The sequence below is a fragment of the Brachybacterium sp. GCM10030252 genome (genome assembly GCF_042666535.1).
Lineage (GTDB): Bacteria > Actinomycetota > Actinomycetes > Actinomycetales > Dermabacteraceae > Brachybacterium.
Window position 1 is genome coordinate 205608 of sequence record NZ_JBHTDM010000003.1, and the last position, 12483, is coordinate 218090.

General features: G+C 71.0%; 11 protein-coding genes. 2 read left to right on the plus strand and 9 right to left on the minus strand.

Going from position 1 to position 12483, the window contains the following annotated elements:
* Positions 1-13: 13 nt before the first annotated feature.
* The 4 genes from ACFQRJ_RS00960 to ACFQRJ_RS00975 form a co-directional block, all read right to left on the minus strand.
* The gene (locus ACFQRJ_RS00960) at positions 14-784 is read right to left on the minus strand and encodes a hypothetical protein (RefSeq protein ID WP_377016079.1); all 771 of its coding nucleotides are present in this window, start codon (positions 782-784) and stop codon (positions 14-16) included.
* A gap of 89 nt (positions 785-873) precedes the next feature.
* Positions 874-1890, minus strand: a complete 1017-nt coding sequence (locus ACFQRJ_RS00965) for an anion permease (protein WP_377016081.1) — start codon at positions 1888-1890, stop codon at positions 874-876.
* Positions 1891-2478 carry a hypothetical protein gene (locus ACFQRJ_RS00970; protein ID WP_377016083.1) on the minus strand — a complete coding sequence of 196 codons (588 nt, stop codon included), beginning with the start codon at positions 2476-2478 and terminating at the stop codon, positions 1891-1893.
* A gap of 303 nt (positions 2479-2781) precedes the next feature.
* On the minus strand, positions 2782-3408 hold the full coding sequence (locus ACFQRJ_RS00975; RefSeq protein WP_377016085.1) for a hypothetical protein: 627 nt from the start codon (positions 3406-3408) through the stop codon (positions 2782-2784).
* Between the two features lie 205 nt (positions 3409-3613).
* Between ACFQRJ_RS00975 and ACFQRJ_RS00980 the strand changes: the two genes are divergently transcribed.
* Positions 3614-4279, plus strand: coding sequence for a PH domain-containing protein (locus tag ACFQRJ_RS00980; protein WP_377016087.1), 666 nt, complete (start codon positions 3614-3616; stop codon positions 4277-4279).
* Positions 4280-4372: 93 nt separating this feature from the next.
* Here the strand turns inward: ACFQRJ_RS00980 and ACFQRJ_RS00985 are convergent, their stop codons facing one another.
* Positions 4373-5065, minus strand: coding sequence for a hypothetical protein (locus tag ACFQRJ_RS00985; RefSeq protein WP_377016089.1), 693 nt, complete (start codon positions 5063-5065; stop codon positions 4373-4375).
* Positions 5066-5394: 329 nt separating this feature from the next.
* On the opposite strand from ACFQRJ_RS00985, the gene ACFQRJ_RS00990 reads away from it, so the two are divergent.
* Entirely contained in the window at positions 5395-6561 is a 1167-nt protein-coding gene (locus ACFQRJ_RS00990; RefSeq protein ID WP_377016091.1) for an ROK family protein, read from the plus strand.
* Positions 6562-6591: 30 nt separating this feature from the next.
* Here the strand turns inward: ACFQRJ_RS00990 and ACFQRJ_RS00995 are convergent, their stop codons facing one another.
* The 4 genes from ACFQRJ_RS00995 to ACFQRJ_RS01010 are packed head-to-tail and all read right to left on the minus strand — an operon-like array spanning position 6592 to position 12300.
* On the minus strand, positions 6592-8010 hold the full coding sequence (locus ACFQRJ_RS00995) for an ABC transporter substrate-binding protein (protein WP_377016093.1): 1419 nt from the start codon (positions 8008-8010) through the stop codon (positions 6592-6594).
* A gap of 11 nt (positions 8011-8021) precedes the next feature.
* Positions 8022-8990, minus strand: a complete 969-nt coding sequence (locus ACFQRJ_RS01000) for a carbohydrate ABC transporter permease (RefSeq protein ID WP_377016095.1) — start codon at positions 8988-8990, stop codon at positions 8022-8024.
* An 11-nt stretch (positions 8991-9001) separates the two neighbouring features.
* Complete coding sequence (locus tag ACFQRJ_RS01005) at positions 9002-9916, minus strand: carbohydrate ABC transporter permease (RefSeq protein WP_377016097.1); 915 nt, start codon at positions 9914-9916, stop codon at positions 9002-9004.
* A gap of 2 nt (positions 9917-9918) precedes the next feature.
* A complete protein-coding gene (locus tag ACFQRJ_RS01010) occupies positions 9919-12300 on the minus strand; it encodes an alpha-galactosidase (RefSeq protein WP_377016099.1) in 2382 nt (793 codons plus the stop codon).
* Positions 12301-12483: the final 183 nt, after the last annotated feature.

Below are 12483 nucleotides of genomic sequence, written 5' to 3' on the forward strand. Positions count from 1 at the left end.
TGGCGCGGCAGGTTCAGCCGCGCCGGGTGCGCACCAGCAGCACGATGCCCACGATGACCAGCACGAGGCCGGCCAGCCCGGCGAGCACGCCGATGATCGGTCCGATCAGCAGCGGTCCGGCCATGCCGAGCAGGCTGTACGGGCCGAGATACGCCGGGGCGTCGGTGCCGGTGCAGGAGATCGTCACCGCAGTGTCCTCGGTCGCGACGACGCCCAGCACCTGCTCGTACTCCGTTCCATCGCCGAACCTGGTGCGGCCGGAGGTGGGCACCGACGTGACGGCGTCCGAGCCCTCGGCGGTGCACTGCGCGTTCGCCGCATCCTCCGCGGGGACATAGACGATGACCATCTCGTTGGCGGCGACGTCGATCTCTCCGGTGCCGCCCTCGATCACAGCCGGCCCCTCGTCGGTATCGGCGACGATGGATCCGACGGACCACACGATGCCGCCGACGGTGGCCACGGGGCCGACGATCACCAGCAGGACCAGCCCGATGATCAGCGGCCACAGCCCGCGGCGCTTCGTGGGCCGTTCCGGCTGCGGCGGCTGCGGGGGCAGCGGCCCCGTCCTCGGCGCCGATCCGTCGGGAGCCCCCGGATCGCCGCCGTCACGGTCGAAGGGTCCGGCCGACGGGCTCGATGCGCCCCAGCTGTTGCCGGAGCCGGGAGCATCCGACCCGCTGCGCGGTCCCTGGCCGGGAGCCGGACCGGACGGGGCCGGGCCCGGAAGCCCATAGGTCGGACGCTTCCGCGGGCTGGGCGTCGAGGACTCGCCGTCGGACATCTGGACTCCTTCGCGATTCGGACGCCGCCCAGGATAGCCGCCGTTTCTCCGAGGAGCCCCGGCGCCGGCAGCCGCGGCCGCCGGCGGGCTCAGCCGATCTGCAGCTCGAGCATCACCCCGGACAGGGCGGCCGCGAACACGCCCGTCACCACCGGCGTGGTCAACCAGGTCACGACGATGGAGCGGGCGACCGCCCACCGGACGTGGCGCGGGCCCATGGCCACGCCCGCCCCGACCACGCTGGAGGCGAGGCTCTGGGAGCTGGAGATCGGGGACTCCAGGCCGAAGACGCCCAGCGTCATGAAGGCCACGGCCGAGGATTCCGCGGCCAGGCCCTGGGCGGTGGAGAGATCGGTCAGGCGCCGGCCGATGGTGCGGATGATTCGATGGCCGCCCATGAGCGTGCCGGCCGCCACGGCGACGGCCACGGGCAGCATGAGGGCCAGGGAGTCTCCGATGTGCAGGCCGGCGCTGGAGGTCGCGACGACGACCACGGCCAGGGGGAGGCGCGCGTCGCTGAGCCCGTGGCCGGTGGCCACCGCACCGGCGGAGACGGTCTGGGCGAAGCGGAGGTGCTCGATCCGCAGCCGCTCGCCCCTGCCCAGGGCGAGGATCCCGTGCATCAGCAGATAGGCGGCGAGAGCGGCGACCACGGGGCCCACCACGGAGACGACGAGGATCGCCGCCAGCCGGTCCCAGGCGGCGGCCGCGCCGATCGCGAGCGAGGCCCCGATGGTGCCGCCGTAGAACGAGTGCCAGGTCGAGGACGGCATCCCGTACCACCACGTGATGATCTCCCAGCTGAGCGTGGCGACGAGGATGGAGACCAGGGCCATCCCGAGCACATCGGGTGCCCCGCCGGCCTGCTCCGCCAGTTCGCCGAGCCCCAGCAGGCTGACGGCCCAGTGTGCGGTCACGGCGAGCAGCAGCATGCCCAGCAGGGCTCCGAGGAGGTTGAGGACCGCGGCCATGGCCAGCGCGGTCGACTCCTTCAGCGAGCGGGTCGTGATGGCCGTGGAGACCGCGTTCGAGGCGTCGTGGAAGCCGTTGACGTACGCCATGACCAGTGCCAGGACGAGGACGATCGCAAGCAGGGCCGGCGACACTCAGGCGTCCTTGACGCGCAGCAGATCCGCGAGCCGGGCGGTGTGCTCCTGCAGGGCGATGGTGCGGCCGACGGATTCGATCACGTCGTGCAGGGGCAGCACCTCGGTCATCGCGCCGCCGCGCTTGTAGACCTCGGCCAGGGACTGTCGCACCAGCCGGTCGCCCTGGCGCTTGAGCTTGCGGATCTGGGTGTAGTAATCAGCCAGCTCCTGCACCCGGCTCAGCGACCAGGTCGCCGTGACGGTCAGCTCCGAGGCGCGCTCGATGCCCGTGGCCGCCTCGAGCAGCGGAGCGGGCAGGGCGCCGACGCGCGAGAGGACCAGCAGCTCAGCGGTGTGGTTCATCGCATCGACGGTGTCCGCGATGGTCAGGGAGATGTCGTAGAGCAGCTCCGCCTCATAGGGCGTGATCAGCGAGCGCGCCAGACGCTGGGCGATGCGCCGGCCGAGCTCCTCGGCGCGGGTGGACTGGTCGTGCAGCTTCGGGGCGATGCGGGTGCGCTCGCGGTAGCCGTGGCCGACCAGCTTGGAATGGGTGTCGGCGGCCTGCACCAGGAGTTCGGCGAGATCGCCGAACAGGTCGTACATCGGGCGTTCGGTCCGCCGTGGGAAGAACTGCACCAACTCAGGCCGCCTCCCCGCGCCCGTCGGCGCAGTACCTGCATCCGCCGTGCCCGAGAGCGGGGCGCTTGCTGTCCGTGTGAAGCTGGGGCGCCGGACCGGGATGCGCCTGTCGGCGCGAAGGCCGCTCGAAGCGGCAAATGTTGGAGCCCGGGGCAACCGCGGCCCGGCGCCTGACCATCGTAGGACACGGCGGTCGGGTGGACGCAAGCAGGGCCGCGGCGGACATGGCGCGTGCCACGTCCGGCCGGATCCTGCCGGCCACGGACCTCAATCCAGCTGACCGGCCTCGGCGTGCCGTCCCGCGGCGGCCAGCTCCTCGCCTGTCCGCAGCAGCCGTTCGGCCTGCCGGGTGCGCTCGTCGTCGCGGTCGTCGTCGGCCAGATGGGCGGTGCCGTGGGCGACGAGCGTGGCCACCGCTCCGGCCCGGGTCAGGGCCAGGGCGAGGTCGCCGGTGAAGGCACCGCGCAGGATCTCGTCCATCGTGCGACGCACCTGGTCGACGTCCGGCGGCTCGGCGAACCCGGAGAGGTAGCGCAGACCGGGAATGGTGCGGGAACCGGCGCGGTAGCGGTGGACGACGTCCTCGCTGTGGTGCTGGACCCAGGTGTGCAGCACGTACAGGCGCCACAGCGCTCCCGGGAGGGTGGTGGCGGGCGAGCTCGACCACAGCGCGGCCAGGTCCGCGAGTCCGCCGTCGGCCGCGAGGTGCATCACGCGCTGGACCACCTCCGGGTCCGAGCTGTGGAAGACGCCGTCCAGCAGCGCCTGCGCGGAGTCGTGCGCCATCTCGGTCGAGGCCGACGGGTCCGGTTCTCCGGGGATGGCGTCCGCGGTGGCGGGGAACAGGGGGGCCGGGCGACGGAAGCGGGGAGAGTTCGATCCGTGGGAGGGCATGGACGAAACTGTACGCACCGTCCTGCCTGCGCGCACGGGCCGATGGGACGGGCAGACGGGGCGGGACGCAGGGGTCGACGGGCATGGCGCGGGCGGGCTCGAGCATCGAGGCGCATGGGTCACGGGCATGGGTGACGGGCATGGGTCGTGGGCATGGGGAGAAGGGCCCATCGACCTGGTTCGCCGCGAGCATTAGCCTGGCTTCATGACCATTCCCCGGCAGATCGGCCCCGAGACGGGGCCGCGCACCGTGTTGCCCGACTACTCCCGCAGCAGTGCCACGGTCCAGCGGATGGTCTCGGACCTGTCGGGCGCGAAGCGCGGTCGTCAGACCGCCCGTCACGGTGGCGGAGAGATCCGAGCGCTGTTCCCGGCCGCCGCGACCCGGGATACGGCCGTGCGCGCCGTCGTGTCCGCCGCCGCCCTGGGGACGGCGCTCGTGCTGGCGGCGATCGGCGTCGCGCTCTGGCTGACGGTCGAGGAGGGCCACTCACCGGGGATCGGCCGGCTGTTGGTCATGCTCTGCGTCGCTGTGGCGGCGCTGGTCCTGGGCCTGCTGGGACTGCGCTTCGGGGCCGTGGCCCTGGGGACGGCCCGTTCCCGCGTGGAGATCACCGAGGCCGGGCTGCGGGTGGTCGGCGCCGTGCAAGCCCGGGAGGTGCCGTGGGAGCGGATCCTCGCCGTCGAATCGCGAGTGGTCCACCCGGTGCACTGGCTGACAGCAGCGCTCCGACTGCGTGACGGCTCCCGCGTGGTGATGCCCGCGTTCGATCGCCACATCTGGACCTATGGTCAACCCTCCGGGCAGGACATCCGCTCCCTGCGCCGGGAGCTGCACCGCCGGCAGCGGGCGAGCGCCGGCCCGCTGTGAACGGCTGCGGCACGGGGCCGTCGGCGCTCTGCGCCCGGGCCGGCGAGCCCGGGCCGGCGCTCTGAGCCCGGGCCGCCGGCGGTCCGGATCGCCTCAGGCGTCAGGAGCCGAGGGGGCACGGCTGACGCCGTCCTCCCACAGCAGCCGGACCGCCTCGCCGATGTCCTCGCGGGCGACGTGGGAGACGTTCAGGATCCCCTCGTCGTCCAGCGGCAGATGGCCGATCCGCCATGAGCCGTCCTCCTCGGCGTGGAACATCATCGGCACCGCCTGGTCAGGGGCGGAGATATCGGTGCGGCGCAGCGACACGGTGCGCTCGTGGCCCTCGTCGAGGAAGGCGATGACGATGTCGGCGACGGAGGCCGGCACGTGCGAGCGGTCGGGCAGCGCGGAGACCGCGAAGGAGTCCAGCTCGTCCTGGGTGAGCATCAGGATCGCGTCGTTCGCCTTGATCACGAACGCCATCCGCATCGCCTCGCCCTCGGCCAGCGCGATGCCCAGCCACCGATCCGCGGCGGTCAGGGCCGTCGCCACCACCTGCCCCTCCTCGCCCAGAACCCACTGTCCATCGGTGGAACGCTCCACCTTGCCGCGCGCCCGCAGGCCCGAGGTGACTGCGGCGGTCACGAATTCCCTGGCCTCCTCGGGGGCGCTGCGGAGCCCGATCTGCTCCCGCGTGATCGCACCGTTCTCGGTCGCGCGCAGGCCCAGCATGAACTCGATCTCGTAGGCCGTGTAGATGGTGATCTGCTCGTCCGTCGCGGTGCCGGCAGTCGTCTCGCTCATGGAATCCCCTCGATGCTCGGTCCCGGGGCGCTGGCTCGCGCCGGGGTCGTTGACACCGGAAGCATGTCAGAGACCGGGCCCAGGACGCACGTCTCTGCCCGTCGGCGCGCACGGAACCAAGGGCGCCGCCTCAGCGTGAGCACGCCGCCTCAGCGTGAGCACGCCGAGTCAGAGTGAGCGCACGGCGCAGCCGGCGCTCTGCACGGCGTCGGTCAATGCCTCGCCCCGGACCATGGACCGAAGCCTCTCGATGTCCTGGTGGACCGGCCGATCGCGCTCGATCAGGACGTTCTCGCCGCTGCGTGCCGATCGGGCGATAAGGTCGCAGAATGACGGAGCGAGGCGCGGACCGAGAGGCGGGATCGCTCGCGGTCGATGATCTCGGCAGTGACAGCGTCCGCGCGGTCTACCGCGATCTGCTGCGGTTCGGGCCCCGCTCTCGCAGCGAGCTGACCTCCCGGCTCGGGCTGTCCGCCCCCACGGTCACCCGGGCGACACGCGAACTGCTGGACGCCCACCGTCTGCGTTCGCTGGAGAGCGTCGTGCGCCCCAAAGGGCGCCCGCACCAGCCCCTCGACATCGAGGAGAACCTCGGCCCTCGCTTCATCGGGGTCAAGGTCACCGCCGACGAGATCCACGCCATGGTCACCACGGTGCGCGGCAACGCTCTCGAGACCCTGGTGCTGCCGTTGGCCGATACCTCCCCCGAGACCGTGCTGACCTCGATCGCGACGCCCGTCGCCGCTCTCGCCGAAGCGCATCCGCGCCTGACCGTGGTCGGGGTCAGTCTCGGCGGCCGCGTCGCCGATCGCCGCACCGTCCTCTCCTCCACCCTGCTGGACTGGAGCGAACCGGTGGAACTCGCCGCGGCGCTCGAAGCGCGCCTGGACCTCCCGGTGGTCGTCGAGAACGACCTGCTGGCGATGGTCCACGGGCTGCACTGGTTCGGCATCGGCCGCGCGTATCGTTCCTTCGCCGTGCTCACGATCGGTGCCGGGGTGGCGATCGGCACCGTCCTGGACGGCCGGGTGGTCGAGGGGCACACCCGCCTGGCGGGACTGACCGAGCGGCTCCCCGTCGGCCTCGACCGGGACGGCGCGCTGCTGACGGTCGGCCGGGCGGCCCGCACCGACCAGGTGCTCGCGCGCGCTCGCGAGGCGGGGATCCTCACCGCCGAGCAGGGCGTGGACGATCTGCGCCGGCGCGTGGCCGACGGTGACCGGGACGCCCTCGATCTCGTCCGGGGCCTGGCCCGCGCGCTCGCCTCCACCGCGGCCACCATCACCGCCCTGGTGGATCCCGAAGCCATCGTCCTCGGCGGGGAGACCCTCGACCTGGTCCGAGCCGCCGATCCGCTCTTCGAGGACGTGCTGCGCACCGACCTCGCCCCGGCCCAGCGCGACATCGTGGTGCGTGACCTGCCGGGCGACTTCGACGAGTGGGCACGGGGCGCAGCCGTGATCGCCATCCAGGAGTTCGTCGGCCCCGACGCCTGATCCGCGGGTGGCGGCGGCCGGGGCCGGGAGTCACTCGAACAGAGCGTTGACCCTCTCGTTGTACGCGGCGAAATCCGCCCCGTCGATCCGCCGCATCCAGCACTGGTCGAACGCCGGCTGCATGATCGACATGATCGAGGCGGAATTCTCCACCAGCGGGTACAGGCCCGTCTCGCCGTTCTTCACGCGGTCGGTGAACGGGGTGACGTCCAGCCCGTCGGCGGCGTAGCTGTCGATCGCGGTCTGCGTGCCCACATCGGTGGAGGGGAAGAACGGGGCGCGCTCGCCGATGATCCGCTGGGCCTCATCGGACGCGAGGTAGGCGATCAGGCGCGCCGCCTCCTCCTTGTTCTCCGATTGCGCGGAGATCGAGTCCCCGAGCCCGTTGAACATCGAGACCGGGTGCCCGAGCGGCCCGGCCGGCAGCGGGGCGATGCCGAGGTCGATGCCCTCGACGTTGTTGTAGGTGGTGATCATCCAGGAGCCGTCCGTGGCCAGGGCGGAGGAGCCGGACTGCAGCTGGGTCTGGGGAGGGCTGGAATCCCCGAACGTCCCGAACGGAGCCATGAAGCCCTTGTCGACCAGCCCGAAGTACCAGTCGATCGCAGCCACGAAGCGCTCGTCGTCGTAGTTGAATCGGGTGCCCCAGGTCTCCTCATCGGTGAACGTCCATCCGGTCATGAGCGCGAAATGCCCCCACGTGGTCTGGCCGACGTAGTCGGTTCCCGGCGCCACGGCCAGGCCGTACCGGGCCACGTTCGCCGGATCGAAGCCGTCCTGGTCCCCGCGCACGCCGTTGGCGTCCACGCTCAACCGCGCCAGCATCTGTTCGAAGCTGCCGCCGTCCTCGGGGTTCCAGTCCAGGTCCTCCAGGTCCTCGGGGCTGAGCCCCTCCTCCTCGATCATGGCGCGGTCGTACATCACGGCGATCGTGTCGTAATCCTTGGGGATCCCGTAGCGCGCACCGTCCGGGCCGGTCCACAGCTCCTGCAGGCCCTCCTGGAACCGGTCGGCCGGCAGGTCGTCGAGGGGCCCGATCCCGTCCAGCGGCGAGATCACACCGAGCTCGAGGAACTCGGGATACCTAGCCAGGTGATCCGCGAAGGCGTCGGGGCCCGCTTCGGCCACGAAGCTGGCCGTCAGCTTCGTCCAGTAGTCCTCCCAGCCCAGCTGGGTCACCCGCACGAAGACGTCGGGATTCTCCGCCATGAAGGCGTCGATCGCCGCGGAGTAGGCGGGCAGTTGGTTGGCATCCCACAGCCAGTAGTCGATCTCGGTGGCGCCGGCGGGGGCAGCGACACCTCCGCACGCGGTCAGCGTGCCGGTGCCGGCGGCGCCTGCGGCGAGGGCAGCTGATCCCTGCAGCAGACGGCGGCGGCTGACGGCACCGCCGCCGCGGGCCGCGGACGGGGTGCGGGAGACGGGGTCGCGGTGGTTCCTGATACTCATGCCGGGGTACCTCACTTGATGCCGCTGAAGCCGATGGAATTGACGATCTTCTTCGCGAACAGCGCGAACAGGATCAGCATGGGCGCGGCCGCCACCAGGGTCGCCGCCATCAGTCCGGACCAGTCGGGGCCGGTCCCGGGGGCCTGCGCCCGGAAGACGCCGAGGGCGACGGTGAGCACTCGGGACTGGTCGGTGTAGGAGACCATCAGCGCCCAGAAGTACTCGTTCCACGCCGTCATGTACGTCAGCAGGGCCAGCGTGGCCAGCGGAGCGCTGGACATCGGCAGGATGAGAGTGAAGAACACCCTGACCTTGCTGGCGCCGTCGATCAGAGCGGCTTCCTCGACCTCGCGGGAGATGTTGTTGAAGAACTGGCGCAGGAAGAAGATCGCGAAGCTGGAGATGAACAGGGTCGGCAGCATGATCCCCAGCAGCGTGTCCACCAGGCCCAGGTTCTTGATGAGGATGAAGTTGGGCAGCAGCGTGAAGATCTGCGGGATCATCAGCGAGCCCAGGAAGATCATGAACACGGTGTCCCGCCCGCGCCAGTGCAGACGCGAGAAGGCGTAGGCGGCCATCGCGCACGAGAACGTCTGGACCACGGTGATGGTGGTCGCGACGATCACCGAGTTCAGCAGGTAGCGCCAGAAGTTGATCGAGGCGCCCGAGCCTCCCTCGGAGATCGCGGTCTCCACGTCCTGCATGCCGAAGACTCGCTCGAAGCCGCCGGTGTTCAGGCCCACGGGAAGCAGGCTGGCCGGATCGGTGCCCAGGGCGTTGTTGCTGGAGAGCGCTGTGCGCAGCATCCAGTAGAAGGGGAACAGGGTGATCAGCAGGAAGATCACCATCACGGCCCAGGCGAGGATCTTGCCCCAGGGGATGCCGCGGCGGGGCCTCGTGATGGCGGAGTCGGCGGCGCGCGGCCCGGTGGGGGAGCCCTCGCGGACGTCGTCGGTGACCGGATGCGGTGCGGTGGTCATGATGTCCTCCCTCAGTCCAGGTCCGACTGGCCGGCACGGGTCATGCGGTATTGGGCGAAGGTGATCACCATGAGGATCACCAGCAGCGCCATGGACAGCGCCGCGGCGTACCCGAACTGGTACTGGCCGAAGGCGTTCTCGTAGATGTACATCTGCAGCACCTTCGAGGCGTCGGCGGGGCCGCCCTGGGTGGTCACCGAGACGGTGTCGAAGACCTGGAAGGACCCGATGATCGACATGATCAGCACGAGCGCGAGGATCGGTCGCAGCAGGGGCAGCGTGATCCGGCGGAACAGGCTGATCTCACCGGCCCCCTCGGTGCGGGCGGACTCGTAGAGGTGTCCGGGGATCGACTGCAGTCCGGCGAACAGCAGCAGAGCGGTGTACCCCATGTGGCGCCACACGTTGACCAGCGCCACGGTGGGGATCACCCAGGTCTCGCTGGACCAGAACGCGACCGGATCGAAGCCGATCCACTGCAGGAAGATGTTGAAGATGCCCAGCTGGGTGTCGAGGATCCACAGGAAGACGATCGCCGCGACGACGTTCGAGACCAGGTACGGGGCCAGCACCAGCGAGCGCAGGATCGTGGACTGGGTCAGGCGCTGCATGAGCACGGCGATCACCAGCGCCACCACGGTCTGGACGCCGATGTTGATGACCACGTACAGCACCGTGACCTTCAACGAGTTCCAGAACACCGGGTCGCTGAGCATGGCCCGGTAGTTCTCCAGCCCCACCCACGTGGGCGGGGTCAGCGTGGTGTACTCCGTGAAGGAGTAGTAGATCCCGGTCAGCAGCGGCCACACCAGGAACACCAGCAGGCCGACGGAGGCCGGCGCGATGAACAGCAGCGCCAGCTTCGTATCGTCCGGATGCCGGCGGCGGGTGGGGGCCGACCGCGTCGACGTCGTCGCGGTGGACATGGCTACCTTCTTTCGATCGGGTCGCCCGGACCACCTGGCCCGGGCAGATGGTCAGTGCATCGGGCGCGGGAGATGTCGATCAGCAGGGCCTGCTCGGGATCGAGCAGGGGAGCGGCGAGACCCGAGTGGGTCAGAGCGGCGCCGGGGACGAGCAGGCCGTCCTCCTCGGCGGCTCGGGTCATCCACGGCGGCATGGTCAGCCCCGACGGCCGCGGGCCGATCCGGACGGGGCGCAGACGATAGGTGGCCGCCGGATCCAGGCCGGGGAACCGGAGCCGCTCGTGCTGGGACTCGGCGGACCGGCCGACGGCGGCGAGCGAGAACACGGCGCTGCCGCGGTCGGCCGCGACGACCCCGTGGACCCACAGGGCGCTCTCGCCACGATCGGCCCGCACCAAGTCACCGGTCAGCAGCAGCTCGCGGCGAGAGGTGTAGAAGGCGATCCACTCGCGCAGCTCCTCCAGCTCCTCCTCGGTGGCGGCCGCCAGGTCCCATTCGATGCCGAGGTGGCCGAACACGGCGGTGGCGGCGCGGAAGCCGAGGGTGTGCAGGCGGCCGGTGCTGTGCGACCGGCCGGAGGCGATGTGGCTGCCCATCAGCTCCAGTGGGATCAGCTGGGAGGTCCAGCGGTTCATCTGCTGGCGCTCGAGCGGGTCGATGCAGTCCGAGACCCAGACCCGGTCGGTGCGTTCGAGGATCTCGAGGTCCACGCGGGCGCCGCCGGACGAGCACGATTCGATCTCCAGGCCCGGATGAGTCGCCTTCAGCTCATCCATCAGCCGGTACGTCGCGAGGGTCTGCTCGTGGACGGCGGCGCGGCCGGTGGCGCGGGTGGCCGCCTCCAGCAGGTCGCGGTTGTGGTCCCACTTGAGGTAGTCGATGTCGTAGGTCTCCAGCAGCGCCGACATCTGGTCGCGCACGTGGGCGTAGGCGGCGGGGATCGACAGGTTCAGCACCTGCTGGTGGCGTGATTCCAGCGGGATCCGGTCCGGAGCGGGGGCCATGATCCACTCCGGGTGGGCGCGGGCGACGTCGGAGTCCTCGTTGACCATCTCGGGTTCGAACCACAGTCCGAATTCCATGCCCAGGCCGCGCACGTGGTCGATCAGCGGGCCCAGCCCGTCGGGCCAGACGTCGGCCGACACGATCCAGTCGCCCAGCCCCGAGGTGTCGTCGCGCCGGGACCCGAACCAGCCGTCGTCCAGGACGTAGCGCTCGACGCCCAGCGCGGCGGCCCGGTCGGCCAGATCCGTGAGCCGGGCCAGGTCGTGGTCGAAGTAGACGGCCTCCCAGACGTTCAGGGTGACCGGCCGCCGGGGATCGACATGGTGCGGGCGGGAGCGCAGATGGCGGTGGAAGCGGTGGGCCACGTCGTCGAGCCCGGCCCCGTAGGAGGCGTACAGCCAGGGGCCGACGTACTGTTCGCCGGCTCCCAGCCGTACCTCGCCGGGTAGCAGCAGCTCGCCGCCGCCGAGGAGACGGGTGCCGGTGTTGATCTGTTCGGCCAGGTGGCGATGGTTGCCGGAGTGGGCGGTGTGGACGGCCCAGGCTTCGCCGGTGCGGAACCCCAGGCCGGGCCGGGCGGCGTGCAGGACGTGGGTGGCGTCTGCGCCGGTGCGACCGCGCCGGTTCTCACGCAGGTGGGTGCCGACGGTGAAGCGACTGCGCTGCGGGGTGCGCTCCTTGCCCCAGCGGCCCGCGAAGTCCAGCAGCTCGTCGGCGTCGCCCGGGACCGGCAGGGCGAGGGTGAGCTCGTCGAGGTCGTACGGCGTCTCGAGGGTGTTGGTCAGGGCGGCGCGCAATCGCAGCAATCCGGACTCGAGCAGCTCGATGTCCAGGGCGACGGCCAGGCCGAGGTTCTCGTCGGCCAGATCGACACGGAGCCGGGCAGGACCTGTCTCCACGTGCGGCTCGGTGAGCGGCCGGCCCTCGAGGTGCAGCGACCGCGTGACCAGGCGCGGCGCCCATCCGGAGCCGTCGGCCCGTGAGCCGGTCAGGCCGGGGCGCCCGATCCAGCCGTCGCACTGCTGAGGGATGATCCCGAGGCGCACCGGGACGTCCACGGCGTTGTTGGGCACGACGTCGACGGCAGCCTCGCACAGCGCGTCGAGTGCGGCCGCGCCCAGAGCTGCCGACCGGTTCGGAGGTTCCGGTCCGCCCGCGGTGCCCGGCTCTCCCGCAGTTCCCGGTTCGCGCGCAGTTCCCGTCGGCCCGTCGCCGCCACTGACGCCGAGAGCCGCGCCCCAGTGGACGATCGCCGGGATCCGGCCGTCGGTGACATCGAGGACCAGCGAGACCCCGGCCGCGGTGAGATGGACTCGGTGGGTGGCGCCCGCTCGGGGAGCGGTCACGGCGGTGTCCACGGGCGTCCGGCGTGGGGACATCATCGGCCTCCAGATGGGGCGGCGGCACGGTCCGGCGGGGTGGATGTCGACGGCGACAAGGACGGACCGTTAATTGAAACTATGAAACTAAACCTGCCGACGGACGTCAAGAGCCCGGCGGCACGCGATGCGGTCATGTCCTCGCCGAGGGGGCGTGCGGCGCTACGCTGGCGCTCACCCGAT

Excerpts from the sequence above, each read along its gene's own strand:
- ACFQRJ_RS00975 (WP_377016085.1), bottom strand. The coding sequence starts at position 3,408 with ATGCCCTCCCACGGATCGAACTCTCCCCGCTTCCGTCGCCCGGCCCCC.
- ACFQRJ_RS01010 (WP_377016099.1), bottom strand. The coding sequence starts at position 12,300 with ATGTCCCCACGCCGGACGCCCGTGGACACCGCCGTGACCGCTCCCCGA.
- ACFQRJ_RS00995 (WP_377016093.1), bottom strand. The coding sequence starts at position 8,010 with ATGAGTATCAGGAACCACCGCGACCCCGTCTCCCGCACCCCGTCCGCG.
- ACFQRJ_RS00970 (WP_377016083.1), bottom strand. The coding sequence starts at position 2,478 with ATGTACGACCTGTTCGGCGATCTCGCCGAACTCCTGGTGCAGGCCGCC.
- ACFQRJ_RS00980 (WP_377016087.1), top strand. The coding sequence starts at position 3,614 with ATGACCATTCCCCGGCAGATCGGCCCCGAGACGGGGCCGCGCACCGTG.
- ACFQRJ_RS00985 (WP_377016089.1), bottom strand. The coding sequence starts at position 5,065 with ATGAGCGAGACGACTGCCGGCACCGCGACGGACGAGCAGATCACCATC.
- ACFQRJ_RS01005 (WP_377016097.1), bottom strand. The coding sequence starts at position 9,916 with ATGTCCACCGCGACGACGTCGACGCGGTCGGCCCCCACCCGCCGCCGG.
- ACFQRJ_RS00960 (WP_377016079.1), bottom strand. The coding sequence starts at position 784 with ATGTCCGACGGCGAGTCCTCGACGCCCAGCCCGCGGAAGCGTCCGACC.
- ACFQRJ_RS00990 (WP_377016091.1), top strand. The coding sequence starts at position 5,395 with ATGACGGAGCGAGGCGCGGACCGAGAGGCGGGATCGCTCGCGGTCGAT.
- ACFQRJ_RS01000 (WP_377016095.1), bottom strand. The coding sequence starts at position 8,990 with ATGACCACCGCACCGCATCCGGTCACCGACGACGTCCGCGAGGGCTCC.